The 24908-nt window shown below is 66.8% G+C and carries 26 protein-coding genes and 1 other RNA gene; 9 read left to right on the forward strand and 18 right to left on the reverse strand.

Translation table 11 applies throughout. The features are described from left to right. Window positions 1-64: 64 nt before the first annotated feature. The gene (locus ACXAJT_RS03150; protein ID WP_475232946.1) at window positions 65-3604 is read right to left on the reverse strand and encodes an AAA family ATPase; all 3540 of its coding nucleotides are present in this window, start codon (window positions 3602-3604) and stop codon (window positions 65-67) included. A gap of 267 nt (window positions 3605-3871) precedes the next feature. Here ACXAJT_RS03150 and ACXAJT_RS03155 point away from each other — a divergent pair, with 267 nt between their 5' ends. The 5 genes from ACXAJT_RS03155 (at window position 3872) to ACXAJT_RS03175 (ending at window position 7322) form a co-directional block, all read left to right on the forward strand. Beyond that, on the forward strand, window positions 3872-4822 hold the full coding sequence (locus tag ACXAJT_RS03155; RefSeq protein ID WP_475232948.1) for a homocysteine S-methyltransferase family protein: 951 nt from the start codon (window positions 3872-3874) through the stop codon (window positions 4820-4822). Window positions 4823-4983: 161 nt separating this feature from the next. Next, entirely contained in the window at window positions 4984-5226 is a 243-nt protein-coding gene (locus tag ACXAJT_RS03160; protein WP_475232950.1) for a hypothetical protein, read from the forward strand. Window positions 5227-5291: 65 nt separating this feature from the next. Continuing rightward, window positions 5292-5561, forward strand: a complete 270-nt coding sequence (locus tag ACXAJT_RS03165; protein WP_475232952.1) for a hypothetical protein — start codon at window positions 5292-5294, stop codon at window positions 5559-5561. 35 nt (window positions 5562-5596) lie between these two features. Beyond that, window positions 5597-5893 carry a tetratricopeptide repeat protein gene (locus ACXAJT_RS03170; protein ID WP_475232954.1) on the forward strand — a complete coding sequence of 99 codons (297 nt, stop codon included), beginning with the start codon at window positions 5597-5599 and terminating at the stop codon, window positions 5891-5893. Window positions 5894-6032: 139 nt separating this feature from the next. Then, window positions 6033-7322 (forward strand): O-acetylhomoserine aminocarboxypropyltransferase/cysteine synthase family protein, encoded by a 1290-nt coding sequence (locus tag ACXAJT_RS03175; protein ID WP_475232956.1) that lies wholly within the window; start codon window positions 6033-6035, stop codon window positions 7320-7322. 391 nt (window positions 7323-7713) lie between these two features. Here ACXAJT_RS03175 and ACXAJT_RS03180 read toward each other — a convergent pair whose 3' ends face one another. The 3 genes from ACXAJT_RS03180 to mgtE form a co-directional block, all read right to left on the reverse strand. Further along, window positions 7714-7881 carry a hypothetical protein gene (locus tag ACXAJT_RS03180; protein WP_475232958.1) on the reverse strand — a complete coding sequence of 56 codons (168 nt, stop codon included), beginning with the start codon at window positions 7879-7881 and terminating at the stop codon, window positions 7714-7716. Between the two features lie 129 nt (window positions 7882-8010). After that, window positions 8011-8577 (reverse strand): 5-formyltetrahydrofolate cyclo-ligase, encoded by a 567-nt coding sequence (locus tag ACXAJT_RS03185; RefSeq protein ID WP_475233565.1) that lies wholly within the window; start codon window positions 8575-8577, stop codon window positions 8011-8013. 5 nt (window positions 8578-8582) lie between these two features. Then, window positions 8583-9977 (reverse strand): magnesium transporter, encoded by a 1395-nt coding sequence (mgtE, locus tag ACXAJT_RS03190; protein ID WP_475232960.1) that lies wholly within the window; start codon window positions 9975-9977, stop codon window positions 8583-8585. A 123-nt stretch (window positions 9978-10100) separates the two neighbouring features. Between mgtE and guaD the strand changes: the two genes are divergently transcribed. Beyond that, window positions 10101-11402: a guanine deaminase gene (gene guaD, locus ACXAJT_RS03195; RefSeq protein ID WP_475232962.1), complete on the forward strand. Its 1302-nt coding sequence runs from the start codon at window positions 10101-10103 to the stop codon at window positions 11400-11402. Between the two features lie 7 nt (window positions 11403-11409). Here guaD and ACXAJT_RS03200 read toward each other — a convergent pair whose 3' ends face one another. The 5 genes from ACXAJT_RS03200 to ACXAJT_RS03220 form a co-directional block, all read right to left on the reverse strand. Continuing rightward, entirely contained in the window at window positions 11410-11985 is a 576-nt protein-coding gene (locus ACXAJT_RS03200) for a CAP domain-containing protein (RefSeq protein ID WP_475232964.1), read from the reverse strand. Between the two features lie 66 nt (window positions 11986-12051). Then, a complete protein-coding gene (locus ACXAJT_RS03205; protein ID WP_475232968.1) occupies window positions 12052-12519 on the reverse strand; it encodes a CAP domain-containing protein in 468 nt (155 codons plus the stop codon). Window positions 12520-12563: 44 nt separating this feature from the next. Beyond that, a complete protein-coding gene (locus tag ACXAJT_RS03210) occupies window positions 12564-13904 on the reverse strand; it encodes an 8-oxoguanine deaminase (protein ID WP_475232970.1) in 1341 nt (446 codons plus the stop codon). Between the two features lie 109 nt (window positions 13905-14013). Beyond that, window positions 14014-14874 carry a histidinol-phosphatase gene (gene hisN, locus ACXAJT_RS03215; RefSeq protein ID WP_475232972.1) on the reverse strand — a complete coding sequence of 287 codons (861 nt, stop codon included), beginning with the start codon at window positions 14872-14874 and terminating at the stop codon, window positions 14014-14016. A gap of 57 nt (window positions 14875-14931) precedes the next feature. Further along, window positions 14932-15306, reverse strand: coding sequence for a helix-turn-helix domain-containing protein (locus tag ACXAJT_RS03220; RefSeq protein WP_475232974.1), 375 nt, complete (start codon window positions 15304-15306; stop codon window positions 14932-14934). 285 nt (window positions 15307-15591) lie between these two features. Between ACXAJT_RS03220 and ACXAJT_RS03225 the strand changes: the two genes are divergently transcribed. Then, window positions 15592-16557 carry an NADPH:quinone oxidoreductase family protein gene (locus ACXAJT_RS03225; protein ID WP_475232977.1) on the forward strand — a complete coding sequence of 322 codons (966 nt, stop codon included), beginning with the start codon at window positions 15592-15594 and terminating at the stop codon, window positions 16555-16557. Between the two features lie 3 nt (window positions 16558-16560). On the opposite strand, the gene ACXAJT_RS03230 is transcribed toward ACXAJT_RS03225, so the two are convergent. Beyond that, window positions 16561-17433, reverse strand: coding sequence for a LysR family transcriptional regulator (locus ACXAJT_RS03230; RefSeq protein ID WP_475232981.1), 873 nt, complete (start codon window positions 17431-17433; stop codon window positions 16561-16563). A gap of 126 nt (window positions 17434-17559) precedes the next feature. Here ACXAJT_RS03230 and ACXAJT_RS03235 point away from each other — a divergent pair, with 126 nt between their 5' ends. Beyond that, window positions 17560-17796, forward strand: a complete 237-nt coding sequence (locus ACXAJT_RS03235) for a DUF1127 domain-containing protein (RefSeq protein WP_475232983.1) — start codon at window positions 17560-17562, stop codon at window positions 17794-17796. A 239-nt stretch (window positions 17797-18035) separates the two neighbouring features. Further along, window positions 18036-18779 carry a Bax inhibitor-1/YccA family protein gene (locus ACXAJT_RS03240; RefSeq protein ID WP_475232985.1) on the forward strand — a complete coding sequence of 248 codons (744 nt, stop codon included), beginning with the start codon at window positions 18036-18038 and terminating at the stop codon, window positions 18777-18779. Between the two features lie 93 nt (window positions 18780-18872). Here ACXAJT_RS03240 and ACXAJT_RS03245 read toward each other — a convergent pair whose 3' ends face one another. The 8 genes from ACXAJT_RS03245 to ACXAJT_RS03280 form a co-directional block, all read right to left on the reverse strand. Further along, entirely contained in the window at window positions 18873-19541 is a 669-nt protein-coding gene (locus tag ACXAJT_RS03245; protein WP_475232988.1) for an aminotransferase class IV, read from the reverse strand. Beyond that, window positions 19502-20635 carry an aminodeoxychorismate synthase component I gene (locus ACXAJT_RS03250; RefSeq protein ID WP_475232990.1) on the reverse strand — a complete coding sequence of 378 codons (1134 nt, stop codon included), beginning with the start codon at window positions 20633-20635 and terminating at the stop codon, window positions 19502-19504. Before ACXAJT_RS03250 ends, ACXAJT_RS03245 begins: the two co-directional genes overlap by 40 nt. 146 nt (window positions 20636-20781) lie before the next feature. Next, window positions 20782-21141 (reverse strand): hypothetical protein, encoded by a 360-nt coding sequence (locus ACXAJT_RS03255; RefSeq protein ID WP_475232994.1) that lies wholly within the window; start codon window positions 21139-21141, stop codon window positions 20782-20784. A gap of 367 nt (window positions 21142-21508) precedes the next feature. Next, window positions 21509-21676, reverse strand: a complete 168-nt coding sequence (gene rpmG, locus ACXAJT_RS03260) for a 50S ribosomal protein L33 (protein WP_005630270.1) — start codon at window positions 21674-21676, stop codon at window positions 21509-21511. 157 nt (window positions 21677-21833) lie between these two features. Beyond that, an RNA gene (gene rnpB / locus ACXAJT_RS03265) (RNase P RNA component class A) lies at window positions 21834-22236 on the reverse strand. A 46-nt stretch (window positions 22237-22282) separates the two neighbouring features. Beyond that, on the reverse strand, window positions 22283-22990 hold the full coding sequence (locus ACXAJT_RS03270; protein WP_475232996.1) for an alpha/beta fold hydrolase: 708 nt from the start codon (window positions 22988-22990) through the stop codon (window positions 22283-22285). A 354-nt stretch (window positions 22991-23344) separates the two neighbouring features. Then, window positions 23345-24400, reverse strand: coding sequence for an ester cyclase (locus ACXAJT_RS03275; RefSeq protein ID WP_475232998.1), 1056 nt, complete (start codon window positions 24398-24400; stop codon window positions 23345-23347). Window positions 24401-24469: 69 nt separating this feature from the next. After that, entirely contained in the window at window positions 24470-24898 is a 429-nt protein-coding gene (locus ACXAJT_RS03280) for a VOC family protein (RefSeq protein ID WP_475233567.1), read from the reverse strand. Window positions 24899-24908: the final 10 nt, after the last annotated feature.

Below are 24908 nucleotides of genomic sequence, written 5' to 3' on the forward strand. Positions count from 1 at the left end.
GTGCCTCACGCACTCTCCCGGCAACCGGACACTGATGGGACCGCCGGGGCCACGTGGCGTTCATCTAATACGTTTCGCGGGCGTGAAAGCGGACGAAGTCTGCAAGACACGCCTTCCTAAGAGTGGCTTCCAGATCGCTGGGTACGATCTCTGTGGTCAGGCCAAGGCCCAGTTCGACGGCGTTGATCAAAAGCGAAACAAGGCCGATCGGCTCGTCCGCTGCAAGACGCTCAAGCAGACCAATGTGCCGCCGCGCGAGCGCCGCGTCTGCGTCCAAGACAGCACGCTCGAGAACGCAGCCGTGAAACCAGATGCCCGCATGCGCCAGTGCCCCCCGCTCAAGGCAGGCCAAGCCATTCGCGATGGCCTGATCCCTTTCGGCGCGGTCCCTCGCCACGAGAACAGCAAGGCCGAAGATCGTGCCGCCGATATAGGCATCCGATCCGGCGCCGGGCAGCAGCGGATCAATGCGAGCCCGCGCCGAGGCCATGTCCCCGCGCCGCAAATCGACAAAGGCATAGAGCGTCTCCACATCCTTCGAAAACCGTTTCTCGCCGCGCGCCGTCGCGAGACCGGCGATTGCCTCCAGATCCTCCTCCAGCCCTCTCATATCGGCGTTGGCCAACCGCATCTCGGCGCGGATCTCCCGTCCGATCATCTCGGTCCGGGCCGCGCCGCACTGGATGGCGCTGTCGATGGCGATATCGGCCAGAAGATGGGCACGTGGTCCCGGCTCGGCAAAGAACAGCGAGAAAGCACGCATGAAGAGGTATTCTTCTCGGACCAGCCCCAGACCGGCCTCTTCGGCCTTTTCGACGGCCAGCGTGAAGTGGCGATAGGCGGTGGCGAACCGGCCCGCGGCGTAGGCGGCATCGCCAATGCCCCCATGCCCGCGGGCGATGCCACGCGGATCGCCGGTCGCCTCCGCCGCCGCGAGCGAGGCCCGGTGCTGGGCCATGCAGGCCGCGTGATCACCCAGCACGAAGGCCCGGTTTCCGCGCTGCTCATGGATCTCGGCCCGCCCGAGGCCGCTCAGGCCTATGCTGTCGGCGATGTCCTCTGCAGCGTCCAGCGCCCTGTCGGCCTCGGCACCGCGGTCCATCCTGTGCAGGACCAACGCCTGACGGCACAGCATAGCGGCCCGCGTTGCCGCGCGGGTCGCGCTGGCGTGGGCCGCCCGGTAGTCATCGAGCGCACCGGCCATGTCGCCCCGGATCCGGCGAAGCCCCGCGCGGCACGAATGCAATTCGGCCACCGCCTCCGGCTCTCCGCCGCGCGAAAGTCCCGCTTCGACGTATGGCAGCGCCGCTGAAAAGCGCCGCGCTGCGATCATTGCGTTCGCCGCGGCAGCTGCCGCGCGGCAGGCCTCGGCATCGCTGTCGGTTTTCAGGGCATGATCCGCCCAGCGGATCGGATCGCTTTGCTGGTAGTACGCGGCGGCGCGGGCGTGCCACTCTTTGCGAAGCGGGACAGGGACGGATTCATAGATCGCGCGGTGGACCAGATCATGCCCGAAGGCAAGGCCCGGGTCCGCCGGGTGAAGCAGGTCCCCGCTCGCGCGTGGAGCTGGGATTTCGGGAAAGATCTTGGCGCAATCGTCGGAGGAGAATTTGACCCCGAGGATCGACGCACAGCGCAATGCGGCGCGCTCGGGCTCCGGCAGGCGTTCGATCTGCTCCTGCACCAGTTCCGCGATCGACTGCGGCAAGGCTCCCGCTGACCACTTGGCTTCAAGCAGCCGGATGAGAAACAGCGGGTGCCCGCCCGCGTGGTCAACGGTCGCGCTGGCGGCGGCGTGTCCGGGCGCGATCGCTTGGACCAACTCGCGCGATGCGGATTGCGGCAGAGGAGACAGCGCAATCCGCACGACGCCCGTCTGGGCGCGCGCAGACAGTCGGTGGTCGAGGCTGCCGTCGTGCGGCCGCTCGGTGAGCAGGAAGACCACCGGGCTGTCCTGCAGGCGACGCAGCAATTCAAGAATGAAATCTCCCGCGCCAACCGGGCTCCAGTGGCAATCCTCGATCAGCACGATAAGCGCGGCATCGTGCGCAGACTGCCTGAGCGCATCGGAGAGGACATCAAGGATCAGGCGCTGCTGGGTCTCGGGATCAAGCGCGCTCATCCGGAGCGCCGCCTCCACGGTGACCTCTGGATCCGCCAGCCATGCCAGCACCGCCCGTTCCACCGCCGTCGCCTCGGGTCTTGGTCTGGGGGCGTTGGGCAGACTCGAGGCCAACCTTTGCGCAGGATGACGCTCGCCGGGTGAAAACGCATCGAAGCCAATCTCGACGGTCGCGCGTCCCCAGCCCGCGGCACGGTGCAAAACTTCGGTCGCGAGACGGCTCTTGCCGATCCCCGCTTCGCCCGAGATGTGAACGACGAGGCTCGTTTTCATATCCGCGGCAGCAGCTATCGCGGCCTCGACCTGCGCCAGTTCAAGGGCACGCCCAACCATCGGAAGTTGCGGGCGCCGGGATGCGGCCCCGGCTTGCAGATGCACCGCGCGCTGGTCCGGGGCAGCAGCAAGACCCAGACGGGCGGCGAGGTCTCGGGCGAGCAGGACCTGCCCCGGCTCGGCAATCGCCGCGATCCGCCGGGCATCGACAAGGCAACGGGTCGGCAGCTTTGCATCCGGCGTAGCACCGACCAGTCCAAACGCCATGCTGCCGCCTGCCACCTCGGCCAGTTCCAGCGCGGCCTTGGAAACCGCCCGCAGTTCCTGCCGTGTGAACAGGAACGCGATTTCCCCCGGGCCTACGGCATGCTCCTCTCCCCCCGCTGCGCGCGCCGCACCGCAGAGCAGCCTTCGATCAGACGTGTCGTCCATCTCGAGGCCGAGAAGCAGGTAAGCCGGAGCGACGCCCACGCCCGCGCCACCCTCAATCGCCGGAGCCGGATCTGATATCTGGGCCGCGCCGCGGCGAAGCCGCTCGAAGAGAGCCCGAGTTTCCGGCTCTGGACGTGTGCCGAGGTCACGTGACAGCGCGATCTCGAGCGCCTCGTAGCGCGCCCGCGCGGCGCCGCGCATGCCGTTGGCGGCGTCGATCTGCATCAACCGGCGATGAGCCACCTCATTGAGCGGATCGAGAGCAAGCAGGCGATGCGCCAGCGCCGAGGCCGAAGCACCGTCCTGCACCCGCGCGAGTTCCCGCGCGAGCGTGTCGCAGGCGAGACTGGAAAGCCTTGCCCGCTCGGCTGAAAGCGCCTGCTCAAGGTCTGGTAAAAGACCATCGTGGCCATCGAGGAAGGGGCCGCGATAAAGCCGCACCGCCTCGGCGGCGTCGTTGCGCGCAAGGGCTGCATGGAAGCTGTCGAGATCGGTGGCGACCGAAGCACCGAGGCGAAGCTCGTCCCCGTCCGCCTCGATCCACCCTTCTCCGCCGGCGCGGCGAATTTGCGCCAAAGCCTGCCGCAGGCTGACCCGCGCCTGCTCGGCGTCGCTCGTCTCCCACAGCAGCGCGGCGAGGCGCGCCCGTGGCATGCCCCGGCGGCGCGCCGCGGCAAGCAGCCCAAGAAGCATCCGGGCCTTGCGCGCACTCAGCGATATCCGAGTGCCGTCACGGGACAACGCGAAGCCTCCAAGGCACTCGAGCCAAAGTTCCATGGTTTCACGCGCCTTTCACGCACAGCCTCCGCAGCGTTTCACGGCCATGCGAGAGAAAGCCCCCACGACCAAAAACAAGGTGAAACGACCCATGCAACCTTTCAAAAAACCATTCTGGTCGGGATGGCGGCTCCGCCGCGCCCGACCGCCCATCGCTCCGCACGAACTATCCCGCCACATCCGCGCCGACCTTGGCCTTGGCGAAACTCATTCCGTCGATCCGGCCACGCGGCTCGCACTTCGCCACCCATTTCCATGGTGATCCAGATGACTTCTTATCGCAACAATCTGCCGCAATTGAGCGGCGCGCTCTTGCTGACCGACTCGGGGCTGGAGACGACACTCATTTTCCTAGAGGGCCTCGACCTTCCGGCCTTCGCGTCCTACCCGCTGATGGACAGCGCCGAGGGCCGCGACATTCTCGCACGCTATTACCGCCGCCATCTGGCCATCGCCGCCGATCACGGCACCGGTTTTGTGCTCGAGGCCCCGACATGGCGGGCCAGCCGGGACTGGGGCGCGCAGCTCGGACACGGCCCTGAAGACCTCGCCCGCATCAACAAAACGTCGATCAGCTTCCTATCGGACCTTCGGGCCGCCGCCAGCAACGTCCGGCCGGTCGTCGTCTCGGCCAACATTGGTCCACGCGGCGACGGCTACCGGCCCGACACTGCAATGACCGCCGCGGAGGCCGAGGCCTATCACGCCGAGCAGATCAACTGGTTCGCCGAAACCGACGCCGACATGGTCAGCGCCTTCACGCTGTCCACAGTGGCCGAGGGCGTGGGCGTGATCCGCGCCGCGGTGAAGGCAGGCCTGCCAGTGGTGGTGGCCTATACGGTCGAGACCGACGGCCGCTTGCCCGATGGCACCGAGCTTGGCGCTGCCATCGCGCAGACCGACGCCGCGACCGGAGGCGCCGCCGCCTACTTCATGGTCAACTGTGCCCATCCGGATCATTTCCGCGACGCACTTGAAGCTGGCTCCGGCTGGCTGAAACGGATCGGCGGCATCCGGGCCAACGCCTCGCGGCTCAGCCACGCCGAACTGGATGAAGCCGAGGAACTTGACGCTGGCAATCCGGATGAACTGGGCCGCGACTACGCGCGTCTGCGGCGGCTATTGCCGAACCTTGCCGTGATCGGCGGGTGCTGCGGCACCGATCACCGCCACGTCGAGGCGATGGCCGACTGCTGCGCGCCCAGCCGCGCCGCATGAAAACGCCCACCGCCCGTCATCCGGGCGGTGGGACACCCACGCCGGCCCGCTTTAGCGGCCGGCCCTGACAGACCCTTTCCAGACCCGCGCCGGGCACCCCGGCCAAGCGATTTTCAACCAAGGCCAACTTTTCAACCATCGAACCTCCAAGGATGATTTTCATGACCTTTACGAAGTCACCCGTCTCGATTTCCGGGCCGGCCAGGCCCGTTTCCCTCTCGAAGCCCGAGGGACATGTACTGCGCTATCGCAGCGTGGCCTATCTGCCGACCCGAAGGCCGTCGACCGCGCAGCCGGTCAGCCTGCCGATGGTTTACCGCGGCATCTGCTACGTCAGCGCACCTCGGGCCAGCGCGCCTGCCGGTGCCAAGCGGCCACGGCGTTATCGCGGCATCGCGTACTGATCGCAATTTTCGCCACCACACCCGCCGCCCCCACTTGCTTTGCCTGCCATTGGGCCGAGGCCTACTTGCTCGGTCCCGACCTCAACGATGGCATGCATGAGGAGAACGTCGCGGCGGCCGTCAACGCCGCCAAGAGCGCCACCGATACCGCCGTGACGGAAATGCAGATCGCGCTGGCACGCGCATTGGTCCTACCCGACGCGTCCGAGGGCGGTGATCGCGACCTGCTGAACAAGGCATTTGCCGATGCGATGGCCAAGGTTGCGACACGATTTCCGGACGATCCCAATAGCCATTTTATCCACGCCGACGCGCTGATGAACATGCAGCCTTAGGACTATTGGAGGCAGATGGCGTCCCTCAGAGGGGCATGGGCGCCGCGGTCCCCGCCGCGCTCGAAGCCACCATCTCCTACACGGAGCCGCCCTACTGGTACGACCCGGTCCGTCAGACGCTGGGCGCGGTTCGCCTGCAGGCAGGTGACGCTCAGGGCGCGCAAGAGGTTTTCAACGCGGCGCTGTCCAGCCACCCGGGCAATGCTTGGGCCCTCTGGGGGCTTGCCGAGGTCGCGCGCCGCGGCGGGGCGCAAGAGCTGGAACAGGATGCGGCTGACCGGTTCGACCGCGCTTGGCTCGGGGACGGCGCGCCCGCGCTGAACCGGGCCTAAGCGACGGGGCGCCGCCAATCGCGGCGGCGTCCCGGCAACCCACCTCAGGCACCAGAGGATTCGCCGGCACATCCCCCCCGGTCATTGCCGCCGCCGCGCGGCTTGCCTAACGTGCCACATGGTAAGGAGGAGTATTTTCATGACAGACAAGACCCTTGGCTTCGACACGCTCGCCGTGCATGCAGGCGCCGAGCCCGACGCGGCCACTGGCGCCCGGCAGGTGCCGATCTACCAGAGCACGTCTTACGTGTTCCGCGACGCGGATCACGCGGCCCGGCTCTTCAATCTCGAAGAGGTCGGCTATATCTACTCGCGGCTGACCAATCCCACCGTCTCGGCGCTGGCGAACCGGGTCACCGCGCTCGAAGGCGGCGCGGGCGGCATCGCCTGCTCATCGGGACACGCGGCGCAAATCATGGCGCTGTTCCCGCTGATGGGACCGGGCTGCAACATCGTCTCGTCTTCGCGGCTCTATGGCGGCACCATCACCCAGTTCAGCCAGACCATCAGGCGGTTCGGCTGGTCTGCCACCTTCGTCGACACCGACGATCTGGATGCGGTGAAGGCGGCGATCGACGAGAACACCCGAGCGCTCTTCTGCGAGACCATCGCCAATCCCGGCGGCTATGTCACCGATCTCGGCGCGATGGCGAAGATCGCCGACGAGGCAGGCATCCCGCTGATCGTCGACAACACTACGGCCACGCCATGGCTCTGCAAACCCATCGAGCATGGCGCGACGCTGGTGGTGCATTCGGCAACCAAATACCTGACCGGCAACGGCACCGTCACCGGCGGCATCGTGGTCGACTCGGGACAGTTCGACTGGTCGGCCTCGGACAAGTTCCCGTCACTCTCGCAGCCCGAGCCTGCCTATCATGGCCTGACCTTCCACGCGGCACTGGGGCCGATGGCCTTCACTTTCCACTCGATCGCGGTGGGGCTGCGCGATCTCGGCATGACGATGAACCCGCAGGGCGCGCATTATACGCTTATGGGGATCGAGACGCTGGGCCTGCGCATGGAGCGGCACGTGAAGAACGCGCAAGCGGTGGCCGAATGGCTGGAAAAAAACCCGCGCGTCGAGGCGGTGACCTACGCGGGCCTGCCGTCTTCGCCGTGGTACGCGCGGGCGCAGCGCATCGTTCCCAAAGGCGCCGGCGCGCTGTTCACCGTGGCGATCAAGGGCGGCTATGACGCCTGCGTCAAACTGGTGGACAGCCTGAAGCTGTTCAGCCATGTGGCCAACCTTGGCGACACGCGCAGCCTGATCATCCACCCTGCCTCGACCACCCACAGGCAACTTGAAGAAGCCCAGCAGGTGAAGGCCGGGGCCGCACCCAACGTGGTGCGCATCTCGATCGGCATCGAAGACCTCGCAGACATCATCGCCGACCTCGATCAAGGGCTGGATGCGGCAACGAGTTGACGGTCCCACAGCCACGCCAGGCCTGCGCGCCCCGGCGCGAGGGCCCGGTTGTTGGTCTGCTCGAAGGTCGTCTTTGCAGAGACCCGCCAACGCACGCTGAGCTCTCGGTGAGGCCTTGCATCCAGCAGGTGCGAGGCGGGGAGACAATCATCGGAACCGCGGGACGCGCCGCAGGCGATCCGTTCGGCCCAAATCGCTGCTCGGAGACGCAAACACCAAGGCAAGAGGGGGCGCTGCCCCCTCGCCGCTGCGCGGCTCACCCCCGGCGTATTTTCAAAGAGAAGAAGGCGGAAGCGTCGCGCCCTGCCGCCTTCTTCTCTTGTCAAATACGCGCGCCGCAGGCGCTCACGGCGCAGCCGTGACCCCACGGTGCATAGGGCAGTTTCCGCACTCACTCTTCGGGAAACGCCATTGGCGCCACATAGTAGCGCCCACCGCCCTCATAGGCGCCCTGTTCGATGAAGGTTTGCCCCTCTGATTCCGTCGGCCCGGAACGCGGGACAGTCTGGCTGCAGGCACCGGCGAGCATCAGCGCGGCAAGAGCGATAAATCTGCGCATGGCAGGGACTCCCTTTGCTAGGACTGCGCCAAGCATACCACATCCCGCGATCAAGCGCCCGCGCGCAGCCCCTGTGGCCCCTGTGGCCCCTGTCGCCGCTCTAGCCGCTCGGGCCCTGCCAAGACACGATCAGGCGGTCGGTGGGGTGATCACCTCGGCTGGGGTAACGATCATGTCGAGCGGCGCGTCAGTGGGCTCGAGCGGTATCTCCGCCGCCTCCTGCTCGGCGTAGGCAAAACCGACCGCCAGCGCCGGACGCGCGGCGCGCAGCAGCGCCAGCGTGCGATCGTAAAAGCCCCCGCCATAGCCAAGACGGTGCCCGGCGCGGGTGAAGGCCAGCAGTGGCACGATCAGGATCTCGGGGGTGATGAACTCAGGCTGTGCCGGGATCGCCGCGCCGAAGCGGCCTTCGACCAGCGGCATCTCCGGCTCCCAGCGGGCGAAGCGCAGCGGCTGGTGCAGTGCGTCGATCACCGGGATCGCCACCGGGCCATGCGCCGCCGCCTCGGCCATCGCCGGCAGCGGGTCGATCTCCGAGCGGATCGGCATGTAGCCCGCCAGCGGCACGCCGCGGTAGCCCGCCAGCACGGCGCTCAACTGCCCGGCGCCCGCCCCGGTATCGGCGGCATGGGCGGCCTCGCGGCGCGCGGCAGCAGCGGCCCGCGCGGCACGTTTCACCTCTGCCAGAGAAACCACCCCGCTCACAGCAGCACCACCTGCGCCAGCCCGAGGAAGGCGAAAAAGCCCACCACGTCGGTCACCGTGGTAACAAAAGTGCCCGACGCCAGCGCCGGGTCGATCTTGAACTTGTCGAGCACCACCGGCACGGCGATCCCCGCCAGCCCTGCCACCACGAGGTTGATGACCATCGCCGCGGCGATCACCAGCGCCAGCATGTAACTGCCGAACCAGAAGTATTCGAGCACGCCCATGACCAGAGCGAAACAGGCGCCGTTGATCAGCCCGACCATCAGTTCACGCCGGACCACGCGCCAGAGGTTGGCACTTGTGAGGTCCTTGGTGGCCAGCGCCCGCACCGCCACGGTCAGCGACTGGGTGCCGGCGTTGCCGCCCATCGAGGCGACGATGGGCATCAGCACCGCCAGCGCCACCAGCGCGCCGATCGTGTCCTCGAACTGCGCGATCACCAGCGAGGCGAGGATGGCGGTCAGCAGGTTCACCCCAAGCCACGGGATACGCTGCTTTGTGGTCTCCAGCACGCTGTCGGAAATCCGGCTCTCGTCGCCAACGCCGGCGAGGCGCAGGATGTCCTCTTCGTGCTCCTCGTCGAGCACGGTCATCGCGTCGTCGATGGTGATGACACCCACCAGCCGCTCGTTCTCGTCCACCACCGGCGCCGAGATCAGGTGGTACTGGTTGAACATATAGGCGACCTCGGCCTCGGGGCGGGTCACCGGGATCACGTTGAACGTCTCTTCCACCAGCGATTTCAGCAGCACCTCGCGGCGCGAGGCCATCAGCTTGCCCAGGGTGACATTGCCCACCGGGCGCAGCTTCGGATCGACGAGGATGATGTGGTAGAACTGCTCGGGCAGGTCTTCGGTGCTGCGCAGATAGTCGATCGCCTCGCCGACATTCCAGTATTCCGGCGCCATGACCACTTCGCGCTGCATCAGGCGACCCGCGGAATACTCCGGGTAGGTCAGCGATTTTTCCACCGCGATCCGGTCGCTGTCCTCGAGCGCGTCGAGGATCGCGGTCTGCTGATCTTTCTCGAGGTCCTCGAGCAGGTCGACCACGTCGTCGCTGTCAAGCTCGCGCACCGCGTCGGCCAGAACCTCGGGGTTCAGCGCGCGGATCACCTCTTCGCGGATCGAGTCGTCAAGCTCGGACAGGATGTCGCCGTCGAATTCCTTGTCGTAGAGCTTGATCAGCCGCATCCGGTCGAAGGCGTTGATCTGCTCCAGAAGGTCGGCGATGTCGGCCGGGTGCAGCGGTTCCATCAGCTCGACGAGCTGTTCGCGATCACCCACGTCCACCGCGTAGAGGATCGAGGTCACCACCTTGCGTTCCAGCGGGTTGGTGTCGTCGTCCTGGGTCTCTTCCGCCGCCGGGTTTCCGGTCTCTTCGGTCATGCCCTGCCCCATTGAATGCCGTACGGGCAAACTCTAGGGGATTGCGGGAACGAGCAACAGAGGCGCATTGCGCTTGACCCCGGCCCTCCGCATCCTAGGGCGGCCGCTTTCACGAGGATCCGCATGCCGAAAACGCTTCATCTCGGCCAGACGCTGAGTTTCACCGCCTCGCCCTTCGCCGAAGGCCCCGCCGCCGCGCGTTTTGAAAGCGCCGGGGCGCTGCTGGTCGAGGATGGCGTGATTCGCGACCTGGGCACCGCCGAGGCGCTGCGGGCCACCTCCCCCGATGCCGAGGTGGAGGACCACGGGCAAGCGCTGATCGTGCCGGGGTTTGTCGACGCGCATGCGCATTACCCGCAGACGCCGATGATCGCCAGCTGGGGCAAGCGGCTGATCAACTGGCTGAACGACTACACTTTTCCCACCGAGGCGCGCTTTGCCGACCGCGCCTATGCCGACGAGATCGCCGGGCGGTATCTGGACCTGCTGCTGGCGCATGGCACCACCTCTGTCTGCTCTTACTGCACCATCCATCCCGCATCGGCCGAGGCGCTGTTCAGCGCCGCCGAGGCGCGCGGCATGCGGGTGTTCGCCGGCAAGACCTGCATGGACCGCGACACCGCGCCCGAATTCCTGCGCGACAGCGCGCAATCGGCCTATGACGACAGCAAGACGCTGCTCGAGCGCTGGCACGGCAAGGGCCGCGCCGAGTATGTGATCACCCCACGCTTTTCGCCCACCTCGACGCCCGAGCAATTGCAGGCGCTTGGCGCGCTCTGGGCCGAGCATCCCGAAGTGCTGATGCAGACCCATCTGTCAGAGCAGACCGACGAGATCGCATGGGTCAAATCGCTTTACCCGCAGGCGCGCGACTACCTCGACACCTACGAGGCCTACGGTCTGCTGGGCGCGCGCGGTCTTTACGGTCATGCCATCCATCTCGAGCCGCGCGAATACGCGCGGCTGAAAGAGGTGAACGCGGCGCTGGTGCATTGCCCGACCTCGAACACCTTCATCGGCTCGGGCCTGTTCGACATGGACGGGCTGACAAAGGCCGGGATGCGCGTCGGCCTCGCCACAGACACCGGCGGCGGCTCGTCGTTTTCCATGCTGCGCACCATGGCGGCGGCCTACGAGGTGGCGCAGCTGCGCCACCGGGCGCTGCACCCGGCGGAACTGCTGTGGCTGGCGACGCAGGGTTCGGCAATCTCGCTCATGGCAGAGGACCGGATCGGCAACCTTGCGCCCGGTCTCGAGGCGGATTTCACCGTGCTTGATCTGGCCTCCACCCCCGCCATCGCGCAGCGCGCAGGCAGCGCCGAGGACATCTGGGAGGCGCTGTTCCCAACCATCATGATGGGCGATGACCGCGCGATCCAAGCCACCTATGTGGCCGGGGCACGCGCCGGGGAACGCGCGATCTGAAGAGCGCTTACTTGCGCAGCCCCATCACAAGCGTCCAGTAGCGGCCATTCTGCGCAAGGCCGAACTCGCGCAGGTCGCTGCGCGACATGGCGGCGCGGTGCGAGGGCGATTTCGCCCAAAGCTCCATGGCGCTGTCGATGCCCAGAGGGGTTGTCGCGACGTTTTCGGCCACCTCCCGGTAGTCATAGCCCGCGGCCCGCGCACGTGCGCCGACGCGGTTGCCGTCGCTGCCTACGTGGCTCATCTTGTTCATTCGCGCCATGTCGTCCGAATGCGCCTGCGCCGCGCGCTGCAACTGCGCCGAGCGGCTGAGCGGTGCCAGCCCCTGCGCCCGGCGCCAGCTGTTCAGCGCCGAGGCCGCCTGCGAGGCCGAGCTTTGCACCACCTGCGAGGGCGCGCGACGCAACTCGACGATGCTGGCACCATCGATCTGCCCTCCGCGCGACGCGGCAGGGGCACTCTGACCGGCGCTGCGTGCAGCAGGCTGCGCGGCGGTGACGGAAGAGGTGGTGCGCACGTCGACGCAGGCGCTCAGCGTCAGGGACGCAATGGCAAGGCTCAGGGCCACGGGGGCAAAGCGCATGAGGGGCTCCGTAAAAGACAAGGTCACCGCTCTAGATGGCGCGGCGGCGGCGGTTCGGCAAGCGCGCTATTTGGTCCGCGCCACCACCATCGCCCAGTAATTGCCGCTGCGCGCCAGCCCGTATTCGGTGACATCGCGCATCAGCATATTGGCGCGATGCGGCGGCGAGTTGCGCCAGATCGTCATCGCCCCGCTCAGACCGTTGCGCGTGACGGCGATATTCTCGGCCCCGCGCCGCAGGTTGTAGCCGCTGCGCTTGATGCGGTCGCCGATCTGGCTGCCGTCGCTGCCGGTGTGGGTCATCTTTCGCATCCGCGCCATGTCGCGCGCATGGCCCTGCGCCACCCTTTGCAACACCGGTGAATAGCTGAGCGGCGGCAGACCGTTGCGTTGCCGCAGCGCGTTCAACTCGGCGCCCGAGGGGCTTTCGAGGAACTGCGCGGGCTGACCGCCGCTGTCCTGCTGCGGCAGCGGCACCACCACGCAGGCGGCCAGCATCAGCGGCAAGAGGCAGGTCAGAAGAAGGCGTCGCATGCAAAGGCTCCGGTCAGGTCGGGTGCGCGGCGGACCCCCGAAGGTCAGCCCACGTTCGCCAGCCTACGTGCCATGTCCTGATGCCGTGTCAACGCGGCCGCCAGATCGATGGTGGTAATCCGCCCATCGCGCACCACCTGCCGCCCCTCGACGAACAGATGCCGCACCTTTTGCGGGCCAGCCAGCAGCAGCGCCGTCGGATCCCAGCTGCCCGCGCTCTCAAGCCCGGTGACATCCCACAGCGCCAGATCCGCGCGCTTGCCAATCGCCACCTGCCCGCAGTCGTGACGGCCCAGCACCTCGGCGCCGCCCCGCGTCGCCACGCGCAGCGCCTCGCGCACGCTCATCGCGTCGGCGCCATTCTGCACCCGCTGCAGCAACATCGCCTGCCGCGCCTCGCCGATCAGGCTGGCCATGTCGTTGCTGGCCGAGCCGTCAACGCCCAGCCCCACGTTCACCCCCGCGTCCAGCATGCCGCGCACAGGCGCGATGCCCGACCCGAGCCGGCAGTTGGAACAGGGGCAATGCGCCACGCCGGTGCGTGTCGCGGCGAAGAGGTCAATCTCCTGCCCGTCGAGCTTCACGCAATGGGCGTGCCAGACATCCGGGCCGGTCCAGCCCAGATCCTCGGCGTATTGCCCCGGGCGGCAGCCGAACTTCTCCAGCGAATAGGCCACGTCCTCGTCGTTCTCGGCAAGATGGGTGTGCATCATCACGCCCTTGTCGCGCGCAAGGATGGCGCTGTCGCGCATCAACTCGCGGCTGACCGAGAACGGCGAACAGGGCGCCACGCCGACGCGCACCATGGCGCCTTCCGCAGGGTCATGGAAATCATCGATCACCCGGATGCAATCCTCGAGGATCGCCGCCTCATCCTCGACCAGCGAGTCCGGCGGCAGCCCGCCGTTCGACACCCCGATGCTCATGCTGCCACGGGTGGCGTGGAAGCGCAGGCCGATATCCTGCGCCGCCGCGATGCTGTCGTCCAGCCGCGCGCCGTTGGGGTAGAGGTAGAGATGATCCGAACTCATCGTGCAGCCCGAAAGCGCCAGTTCGGCCAGCCCGACCTGCGCCGAGATATAGAACTCCTCGGGGCCGAAGCGTTCCCAGATCGGGTACAGGGTCTGCAGCCAGCCAAAGAGCAGCGCATCCTGCCCGCCCGGCACCGCCTTGGTCAGCCCCTGATAAAGGTGGTGGTGGGTGTTCACGAGGCCCGGCGTGACCACGCAACCGGCCGCATCGACCACCTCGCCCGTGGTCTCGAGCCGCGGCCCGATCCCGGCGATCACCCCGTCGCGCAGCAGGATATCGGCATCCGAAAGCTCGGTGTCCGCGTCGTCCATGGTCAGGACTGTGCGGGCGTTGCGGATCAGGATTTCGCTCATCTCGGGGGCTCCTCGCGTGATGCCGACACCCTGCCCCTCCGGGCTGGCAAAGGAAAGCCCGCGTGGAGACTAGGGTGTTTCAGAAATTTGCGAAAAATCTCGCGCGCCCCTAGCCCTGCAACAGCGCCAGAGCCGCGGCGTGAATCTCGGCATTGGCGGCGGCCAGCACCTGCCCGCCCTCATGCGCCGGGCGGCCCTGCCAGTCGGTGACAATCCCGCCCGCGGCTTCGATCACCGCGATCGGCGCCTGAATGTCATAGGCCTGCAGCCCGGCCTCGATCACCAGATCGATCTGCCCGGCGGCAAGCAGCGCGTAGGCGTAGCAATCCAGACCGTAGCGGGTGAGCCGCGCCTCGGCGGCGACCCGGCGGAACGCGTCGCCCTCGGCCTCGGTGCCGACCTCGGGGAATGTGGTGAAGAGGATCGCCTCGGACAGCGGGCGCGCCGGACGCGCCGCAAGCGCGCGCTGGCCCAGCGGGCCGGACCATTCCGCCCGCCCCAGACCGCCTTCGAACCGCTCGCCGGTGTAGGGTTGGTCGATGACCCCCAGCACCGGGCCGTTTGCGCCCGAAAGCGCGATCAGAACGCCCCATGTGGGGGTGCCGCTGAGAAAACCGCGGGTGCCGTCGATCGGGTCGAGCACCCATGTCAGACCGCTCTGCCCCGCCTCGTGGCCATATTCTTCACCAAGGATCGCATCCATCGGGCGCCGGGCGGCCAGCACGTCGCGCATCGCCTGCTCGGCGGCACGGTCGGCCACGGTGACCGGGTCGAAACCTTCAGAAAGCTTGTTGTCCGCGCCGAGACCCTCGGCGCGGAAATGTGGCAGGATCGCTGTGCGCGCCGCCTCGGCCATTTCGCCGGCGGTGCGCCAGAGCTCGTCTGCCAGTGCTGCGGAAATTCCGGTCTCGGAAGTCCCTGCCTTGGAAGTTCCTGCCTTGGAAGTTCCAGTCTCGAACGTCTCGCCCATGGCTGCCCCCTGCTGCGCGGTCCTTGCCGGATCAGCTAGCGCAGGGCGCGCCGAGGCTCAAGCGACGTCAGACAGAACGCGCGCCAGTTCGAACAGGCGGCGGCGCTGGTTTTCCGGGATCGCGTAGTACGAGCGAACCAGATCGAGCGCTTCCTTGTCGCCAAGAATGTCGGCGGGCATCGTCGCGGCGGCGGGCTCTTCGGCCTCCTGCTCGCTTTCGATGCCTTCGAAGAAGAAGCTCACCGGCACTTCCAGCGCGTCGGCGATATCCCACAGGCGGGAAGCGCTGACGCGGTTCGCACCGGTCTCGTATTTTTGGATCTGCTGAAACTTGATACCAACGTGCTCTGCAAGCTGTTGCTGTGTCATGCCGACAAGCCAGCGGCGGTGACGAATGCGCTTCCCAACATGCACGTCCACGGGATGGGTCATCGTGTTTTCCTTCTCACTCGCCCTGCTCAAACCCAGAGCACTAACAAAAACCAACCGCTCACAGCTGCGGCCGGAGCTACACCTTTAAGACGAACCGACGCTACCCCGTTTCCGCCCTTCAAACAAGGCTGTTGCGGCCCTATCGCTGAGCGCGGTTAACGGGTTGCACTTGTCGGTTGTAAATCCAAACAATGACTTAAGGTCGCTTCACGGGGTTTCATATTTTTGACAAGGTTTCCGTGAGGCAAGGAATTACGGGTAGTTGGCTATACGAAGGGATATTTCATGCGTGCTTACCTCCAGAGCAGCCCCGGCGGCACACCGAATCTCACGCAGATTCCCACCCCGGATCCGGGCCCCGGCCAGATACGCCTCAAAATTGCCGCGTGCGGTCTGAATTTCGCTGATCTGCTGATGATCGAGGGGCGTTATCAGGATACCCCAGAGCCGCCCTTCGTGCTGGGATTGGAGGTCGCCGGAACGGTCGACGCGGTGGGTCCGGGGGTGACTGATTTCCACCCAGGCGCGCGTGTCGCGGTCTTTGGCGGTCAGGGCGGACTGGCCGAATACGGCGTTTTCGACGCGCATCGCGCGGTGCCTTTGCCGGACACCATGAGCTTCACCGAGGCCGCCGGATTTCAGATTGCTTATGGTACGAGCCATCTGGCGCTCGACCATCGCGCCCGTTTGCAGCCCGGCGAAACGCTGCTCGTGCTTGGCGCGGCGGGCGGCGTCGGGCTTACGGCGGTGGAGATCGGCAAGCTGATGGGGGCAAGGGTCATCGCCTGCGCCCGCGGGCCGGAAAAGCTCGAGATCGCCCGCCGCGCCGGCGCCGACCACCTGCTCGATGCGCGCGAGGCCGACATCCGTGCCGAGGTAAAAGCGCTTGGCGGCGCCGATGTGGTCTACGATGCGGTGGGCGGCGAACAGTTCACCGCCGCCTTCCGCGCCTGCAATCCCGAGGCCCGGATCCTCACCATCGGCTTTGCCAGCGGCGAGGTGCCGCAGATCAAGGCCAACCACCTGCTGGTCAAGAACCTAACGGTGATGGGGCTCTACTGGGGCGGCTATCTGACCTTCCGCCCCGAGGCGCTGACCGGCTCTCTGGCGCAGCTTTTCGCATGGCATGGCGAAGGCAGGCTGCATCCGCATGTCAGTCACCTGCTGCCGCTCGCGCAGGTCACAGACGGCCTAGACTTGCTGCGCAGCCGGAAGTCCACCGGCAAGGTGGTGATCGAGATCCCCGGCTGAGATCTACTCCGCCGCCAGTTCCGGGCGGCGGCGCAGGGTGCAGAACTCGCTACGCAGCATCTCCTGCAGCGGCTCGATGATCTGCGGCTTGGCACCCGAGCCGTAAAGGCAAACCTTCTGCATCCCCAGATCCGGAAGCACCCCGGCGGGGATCATCTCGAAGTGCTGCGGCGCGTGGCCCTCGAGGATGGGTGTCACCGCAAGGTCCGCCGAAACCGATACCTCGATGGTGCGGTCCATTTCGGAATCCACGGCCAGTTCCCAGTCCAGCCCCTCACGCTCCATCTGCGCGATGGCCACCGGGCGAAAGCCACAGCGGCGCGAGAAGGCGATGCGCAGCGGCTTGCTGCGCCACGCCGTGCCATCGGGGGCACCGAACCAACGCAGCGGCATCTCCAGCAGCGCCTCGCCACCCTCGCCCGGTTCGCTTTCGGTGGTCAGGATCACGTCGATGGCGCCGCGGGCGAATTGCTCTTTAAGGTCCGTGGTATACGAGCTGATCAGTTGCACGCGTACCCGCGGATAATCGCGCTGCATGCGCTTCATGATGCGCGGGATCACCGGGTAGACGATGTCATGCGGCACCCCCAGCACGATCTCGCCTTCCCAGTCCTGCCGGGTCAGCCGCGCATAGATCTCGTCGTTCATCTCGACCATGCGCCGCGCGAATTTCAGCAGTTGCTCGCCGGCCGGCGTCAGCGCCACGCCGCGACCGGATCGGTCCAGCAGCGCCAGCCCCAGCATCTCTTCAAGCCGTTTGAGCTGCATCGACACCGCCGATTGCGTGAGATTGAGAAAGCCCGCCGCGCGGGTCACCCCGCCCGCATCGGCCACCGCTACGAAAGAGCGCAGGGTCGTCAGATCGAGATTTCGCATACATCAGCCCTCGTGATGAATAGCTTCAGGAACATTCGTTTTACGAATTGCCATGGCAAGAGCATAACCGATCACACAGCAACATGGAAACATCGCAACGCATCAAGATATGTGAAGGATAGCCTCATGCCCCGTGATATCGCCCACCCCGCTCACCTGCCTCACCCCCGTATCCGCCACGCCCGCCTGCGCCGGGTCTCGCTGCTTTCCCAGCTTCTGGCGCTGCGCGCCCTCGCCCGGCAGCGGCGCCAACTGGCCAAGCTCGACGATCACCAGCTGCGCGACGTCGGCCTGACCCGGTCCGAGGCGCAGCGCGAAGCGGACCGCCCCTTCTGGGACGCGCCGCGCCACTGGCGGCGCTGAGAACCGCAGAAGCGCCCTGCATCCAACGCTTTAACCGCCTGCGCACCCGACCTCTCCCCGGCGGACCGCCCTGCCCTCTCTGCCGCCGACTGCGCGGACCTCACGGAGAGGGCATTTTTAGTTCATAAACAGCGCTTTTTGCGCATCTCGCTTCTTGAAAAGCACAGCCAAGCTGCCAATATCGAGGCGGAACAGGTATACTTACCTCTCCAATACCCAATTTCGGAGGACTCGACTCGATGGCAGACTTCAACACAATCCGGACCCACGGCGCAGCCGGCGCACGTACGGCCCAGATTGACGCGGGGCTCCGCGCGCACATGAACAAGGTCTATGCGACCATGTCCGTGGGCATGCTGCTGACCTTTGCAGTCGCCTGGGCCGTGGGCACCAGCCCGAACCTGCTGGCTGTCTTCCGTGACCCGGCCACGCTGCAGCCGAACATCCTCGGCTGGATCGTCATGTTCGCCCCGCTGATCATGGTCTTCGCCTTCGGCGCAGCCCTCAACCGCCTGTCCGCCGCTGGCGCGCAGCTGTTCTTCTACGCCTTCGCGGCGGTGATGGGCCTGTCGCTGAGCTGGATCTTCGTGGCCTTCACCGGCTTCTCGATCGCCCAGGTCTTCCTGGTCACCGCGATCGCCTTCGCCGGCCTGTCGCTCTGGGGCTACACCACCAAGAAGGACATCTCCGGCTGGGGCTCGTTCCTGATCATGGGCGTGATCGGCATTCTGGTCGCCTCGATCATCAACATCTTCCTCGGCTCGCCGGCGATCCACTTCGCCATCTCGATCCTGGGTGTGCTGATCTTCGCGGGCCTCACCGCCTATGACACGCAGAACATCAAGAACACCTACATCCAGCACGCCGCCCACGGCGACAGCGAATGGCTCGCCAAGTCGGCCATCGTCGGTGCGCTGAACCTCTACATGGACTTCATCAACCTGTTCATGTTCCTGCTGCAGCTGCTCGGCAATCGCGAGTAATCGCGCCGCCAGCACCGGCTTTCCGGCCCCGCCAGACCGCACGGTTTGGCGGGGCTTTTCTTTGCTGCACCCGAAGCCAGTCGAAGCCCTGCGTCACAGCGGCGGCGGCGCTTCGCCGGGCATCAGCGCGGCAGGCATCAAGCCGCGCAGCGAGTTGCCGATCCACAGCCGCCGCGCGCGCTGCAGGTCCTCTCTGCGCACCACCGCCTCTGCGAAAGCCCCTTCCTCCAGCAACGTCTCGCGCAGCACGCCGGGCAACAGCCCCGAAGAGAGCGCCGGAGTGACCCGCGCGCCGTCTTCACGCTCGAGAAAGACATTGGTGTAAGATCCCTCGCAAAGCTCCTCCCGCGTATTGAGAAACAGCAGGTCCGTAACGCCCTCGGGCCGCGCCTTCAGCGCCGCGTCATAGAGCGCCCGCGCGGTGGTCTTGTGGCGCAGCAGCGCATCACTGGGGTCGAGCCGCGCGGCACTGATCTGCACCCGCGTCCCCGCGGGGACGGCAGGGTCAAAGGACGCAGAGGTGATCTCGACATCGCCAGCCCGCCCCACCGTCAAGCGCAGGCGCTGCGGCGTCTCGGCACGAAAGTCCGCAAGCGCAGCGCGCAAGGCCGGCTCGTCCACATCAAACCCCAGCGCTGCGCAGCTGCGCAGGCACCGCGCCAGATGCCGCTCGCCCCGCAGGGCGCCGCTTTCAGGCTCCCAGCGCAGCGTCTCGATCAGCCTCAGGCGGTCATCAATCCGGTCACGAAACGGGCTTTCCACAGCGCCTCCTCATATTCCGCGTCACAGGTGCTGTCGTGCACGATGCCGCCGCCAACCCCCATGGTCGCGCGGCCGGGCTCGGTGACGGTCAGCGTGCGGATCGCCACGTTGAACTCGGCGCGCCCATCGGGCGCCACCCAGCCCAGAGATCCACAATAGACCCCGCGCCGCCAGCGCTCGAGCGCATGAATCGCCCGCATCGCGGCGATCTTCGGCGCGCCGGTGATCGAGCCGCAGGGAAACAGCGCCTGCAGCAGCCCCGGCAGCGTCGGCGCCGCCTCGAGCTCGGCCACCACGCGCGAGATCATCTGGTGCACCGTGGCATAGCGCTCGACCTGTAGAAGTTCGGGCACCTTCACGCTGCCCGGTCGCGCCAGTCGCGACAGATCATTGCGCATCAGATCAACGATCATCACGTTCTCGGCGCGGTTCTTTTCGTCCCGCGCCAGCGCGGCGCGCAGCGCGTCGTCTTCAGCGGGCGTGGCGCCGCGCGGCGCGGTGCCCTTCATCGGTGCCACTTCGATGCGCCGATCAGCATCGAGCCGGAAGAACAGCTCTGGCGAGCGCGACAGGATCACCGTCTCGCCCAGCCGGGCAAAGCCGCCATGACGAACCGGCTGATAGGCGCGCAGCGCCGACCACAGCGCATCGGGCGTGCCTTCGAACCGCACCTCCATCGGCATCGTCAGATTGACCTGATAGAGATCGCCCGCCGCGATCATCTCCTTCACCGCGTCGAAGCTCTCGGCATAGCGGTCGCGGCTCCACAGCGGCGTCACCGCGGTGACACGGGCACCCTGCCCCGACACGGCATCCAGTTCCTTACCAGCGGGCCGGGGGGCGTCGAAGATGCCGAAATGCAGCAGCGGCGCGCCGGGCTGGCAGAGGTCGGCCAGCGCAGGCTCCAGCGCAAAGCCCAACTCATAGGCGGCGTAGCCGGCGATCCAGTAGCCATCGGCCCGCGCCTGCTCCAGCCGCGCCAGCGCCAGCTTCGCGCCCGCCGGGGATGTCGCGGTGACAAGTTCGCGCGGGCGCTCGAAGAGCACCGGCACCCCCTCCGGCCCCGCCTCCAGCACTACGCGCTCGTCCTGCATCGCCGCTCTCCATCGCGTTCCGGCGCAGCCCCTAGCAGAGCCGCCGCCCGCTGGCGAGATGCCGTAGCGGAAAAAGCAATGTAACGCGCCAAACGCAAAAGGCCGTCCCCACGGGGACGGCCTCGACACTCAGGTGCCCAAGGGGCTCAGTTCAGCGCAAGCTCGGTCTTGGTCGGCGCGCTGGTCACGGTCACCACGCCTGCCGTGCGCTCGAAGCGATAGGAGACGCCAGAGACGCCCGGCAGACCAAAAGTGGTGCTGTCGCCATCCTCCAGCCGCATGGCAAGGCGCAGCGGGGCGGCGCCGGTGCGTTCTGTGTAGAACGCCACGACCTCGCTGCCGACCTCGCCCGCCCGCGCGCGATAGATCGACATGTCGACGGTGCCTTCGTGCAGGGTGCCGCCAGCCATCGGCTCGGACAGGGTCAGAACCTCGGCCTGAGCAAGAACGGGGGTGAAAACGGGAAGCGCGGCGGCCAGCGTGGCCAGAACTGCGGATTTGATCATTGCTGTATCTTTCGGCTCGGGGCGCAACGCGCCAATACGTCAAGGCGCGAACCGCTTCGGTCAGGTCGGATCAAAGCAGCCCGCGCGGAAATTTCTGCAACGCAGAATTTCACGAAGACGGGCGGCGGAAAACCCGCAAGACGGAAGACCCGTTATGCAGCAAAATCAATGCGTTATCTGTATACCAAAGATCACCAAAGCACACCCAAAACGGCAAGTCCTTCGCATAGATACGAAAATCCCTTGCGACGACCGATGCCAAGGTGGGGCACGCATCGGCGCGCGGGCACCGATCAGCAAGGCCCAAAAACGACAAGAGCCGCGCGGGGTACCCCGTGCGGCTCTCGTTGATCCGAAACCGGAAGGCTTACTTGATTTTGCCTTCCTTGTATTCCACGTGCTTGCGCGCGACCGGATCGTACTTACGCACGGTCATTTTTTCGGTCATGGTGCGCGCGTTTTTCTTGGTCACGTAGAAATGGCCCGTCCCGGCGGTCGAGTTCAGGCGGATCTTGATGGTGGTCGGCTTCGCCATTCTTCTTCTCCTGCAACGGGGGGCGAGCGCCGCCCGTGAAATCTCTTGAAGCCCGCCTTTTACTCAGCCGCGGCCCGGAGTCAACAGCTCTTGTTCCGAGAATCTCGGACAAGGCGTATTTTCCCCAAGGTCATGGCCAAAAGCGGCATGACAGTCTTTGCGTGGAGGGCCTGTAAGCCGGATTTTGTCCAGAGCGGGTTGCCCCGCCCCTGTGCGACCATTCCTCTAGGCCGCGCGTTGCCACGCGGCTCAAGCTGCCAACCCGGACCCCTCGGGCTGAAGCGGCCCTGCGGCGATATCTCCGAAGAGATCATGCCCCGCGCGGGGTCCCTATTTGGCATTGCTCCCGGTGGGGCTTGCCATGCGGGGACTGTTGCCAGCCCCCCGGTGGGCTCTTACTCCACCGTTTCACCCTTACCGCCCCGAGGGGCGGCGGTCTGTTCTCTGTGGCGCTTTCCGTCAGGTTGCCCTGCCCGGGCATTACCCGGCACCGATGCTTCAGCGAGTCCGGACTTTCCTCTCCGGCGGTTGCCCGCCGCAGCGGCCGCCCGGCCCTCCACGCCCGGCTCCCATAGGCGGCGCGGCGCGGGTGGTCAAGCGCGGCGCTCAGCGCGGCTGCGGCAAGGCCATCCAGTCGCGGATCGCCGCGCTGACGCTTTCGGGGTCTTCAAGCATGGGAAAATGGCCCGTGCCGGGGATCATGCGCAGCTCCGCGCCGGGGATCAACTCGGCCAGAAAGCTCTGGCGCTTTTCGGGATAGAGCGTGTCCTGCGTCCCCGCGAGCACCATGGTGGGGATGCGCAGCTTGCGGACCGCGGCCTGCTGATCGCGCCGCCGCTGCAGCGCGCGGGCCTGCCGCACAAACACATCCGGACCAAAGCCCGCGGCCATACCCTGCAGCATCTCCATGATCTCGGCGCGATAGGGCCCCTCGGCGAAGCTGTCTTCGGGAATGAACGCGCGCATCGCTTCGTCGAGTTTGCCGGTACGGGCCTTGATCACCAGCGCCTCGCGGTCAGCGGCCTGCTGCGGCGTGTCGGCCAGCGGCGAACTGCCGATCAGCATCAGGCGCGACACCCGGTCCGGCGCCCGGCGCTGCAGTTCCATCGCCACCATACCGCCAAAGCCGCTGCCCGCCAGCGCCACGCGGCGCGGCAGCACGTCGAGCAGATTAGAGGCGATTTCTTCGATGCGATCGCCAAGGTGCACCGGCGCGACCATCACCGCCATCTCACGCGAAAGATCGGCGATCTGCGGCCCGTAAAGCCGCGCGTCGCACATGGATTCCGGCAGCAGCACCAGCGTTTCAGCCATGATACGCCTGCCTGATGTCCGTCATCTTGTCTTGCCCTGTCCTTCTTGCGGCGCGCACCACCTGAACCAGATGAGGGCCGCCGTCTTCCTGTCGGCCTCGGCGCCCCGTCGCGGGCGCTGTCGGCTGCGCATGGATGCCGCCGACCGTTGCTGCGGCTCGCTCAGTGCGAGTCGCGGGCAGCGGCGCGCGATCCTGCGGTGTCAGATAGCCTAGCGAGACGCGATTCCCAGTAAAAGCGGGAAACGCCTGTACCGGCGGGCACTTGCCGGTCACGCACGGGGAAGTGATCGGCACGCCGCAGCGGCGCATCCCAGACGCGCCCTGCCGTGCCCTGCCCTGCCACGTCCGCCGCGCTACCCGGCCAGCGCCAGCCCCGGCTGGCGCGCCTGCGCTTGGCCCGTGCCGAGGTGGATCTGCATCCAGATCGCCGCCTCGTCATAGAGCGACCATTCCCGCCGCAGCCCGCCCGGCCCAAACTCTGCCTGACTGAGCCCCATGACGTGCACCTTTGCGCCAGTGGGGCGCCCGAACGGCCCCCAGCCTTCGTGCCGCCCGGTGAGCGACCAGCGCAGCGCGGCGCGCGGCGGCATCAGCGGCACCTCTTCGCCGATGCAGTGGTGAATCTCGAACCGAGCCGAGGGAAAAGCCGCGCGCAGGCCAAGCCAGAACCGCTCGGCCCCCTGCGGGCCGCGCAGATCCTGCCCGCCGGCGCAGGTCAGGCGCGCCGCCGCATCGTATTGCGCCGCCGCGCCCGAAAATCCACCCTGCATCAATTGCGCCAGCAGCGCGGCAAAACCCTGCCCCCAGTGATTGTCGTTGCCGCGGGCGCTGTAGGGGCCCTGCACGTCAACCTCGGGGCGGAAGGGCTGGGTTTCAGGATCGTGGGCGGCGATGCGAAACCGTGCCCAATCCCGCACCGACAGGCCCAGTTGCCGCAGGATCGCCCCGGTGTCGCGCACCGCCCAAAGGTCGGCCACGCGATTGTCCTTGGCGTGAAGTTCGGCCAGCGCGCGGAACCTCAGCCGCCGCCCGCTGGGCGCACCAAACACGCCTTCGCCGATATGGCTGGCGCCGAAGAGCAGCCGCTGCGCCCCAAGAAGCCCGCTTTGCGGGGCACCCGAGCAAAGCACATCCTCTGTCTGAACGCTGAGGTCGGGCAGCGCCGAGGCAAGCTCGAGCACGTCGGCGCGCAGCGCTTCGGGGCCGAACCCGATGCCGATAGGCCGCCTCAGAATGACCTGCGGGTGCCAATGCGCCGCGAGCCCCTGCGGCCCTTGCGCATCGCCCTGTGGGGTGCCGTGTGGCGTGCCGCGCGCATCGAGGGCGAGCCTGCGCTGCGACCAGACCCCGGCAGCAAGCTTGCGCAGGAAATCTGGAAAGTCCTGAAAGTCCGGATCGAACCCCTGCATGCAGCCTCCTTCGCGCCTGCCACATGTTGCGCGGCATTTGTGAAGAATGCGTTGCTGCGTCAGAAGATGTCAGTACCCACGCCAGCGGAAGGCGCCGTCCTCGGCGCGCAGCGGCGAGAACGGGTTGTGAGCGATCTCCCAGACATGCCCTTCGGGATCGGCGAAGTAACCGATGTGCCCACCCCAATGCACCTTACCCGCCGGGCGCAGGATCTTGGCCCCTGCGGCCTCGGCGCGCGCCATCAGCGTCGCGACCTCCTCGGGGCTGTCGACGTTGTGGGCCAGCGTCATGGCGCCATGGCCGAGCGCCGCTTCGGGCAGCCCCATGTCCTCGGCCAGCGAGGCGCGGGCGTAGATCCCCAGCGCCTGCCCCAGCAGGTCATAGACCACCATGCCCGGCATGGCATCGACGCGCTGCCACCCCAGCGCGTCGTAGAAGCCCGCCAGCGCCTCGGGATCGGCGGCGGCAAGGGTGATCAGGCTGATCCGCGGCTGCATGGTTTTTTGG

Source organism: Salipiger sp. ABF4_146 (assembly GCF_056161345.1).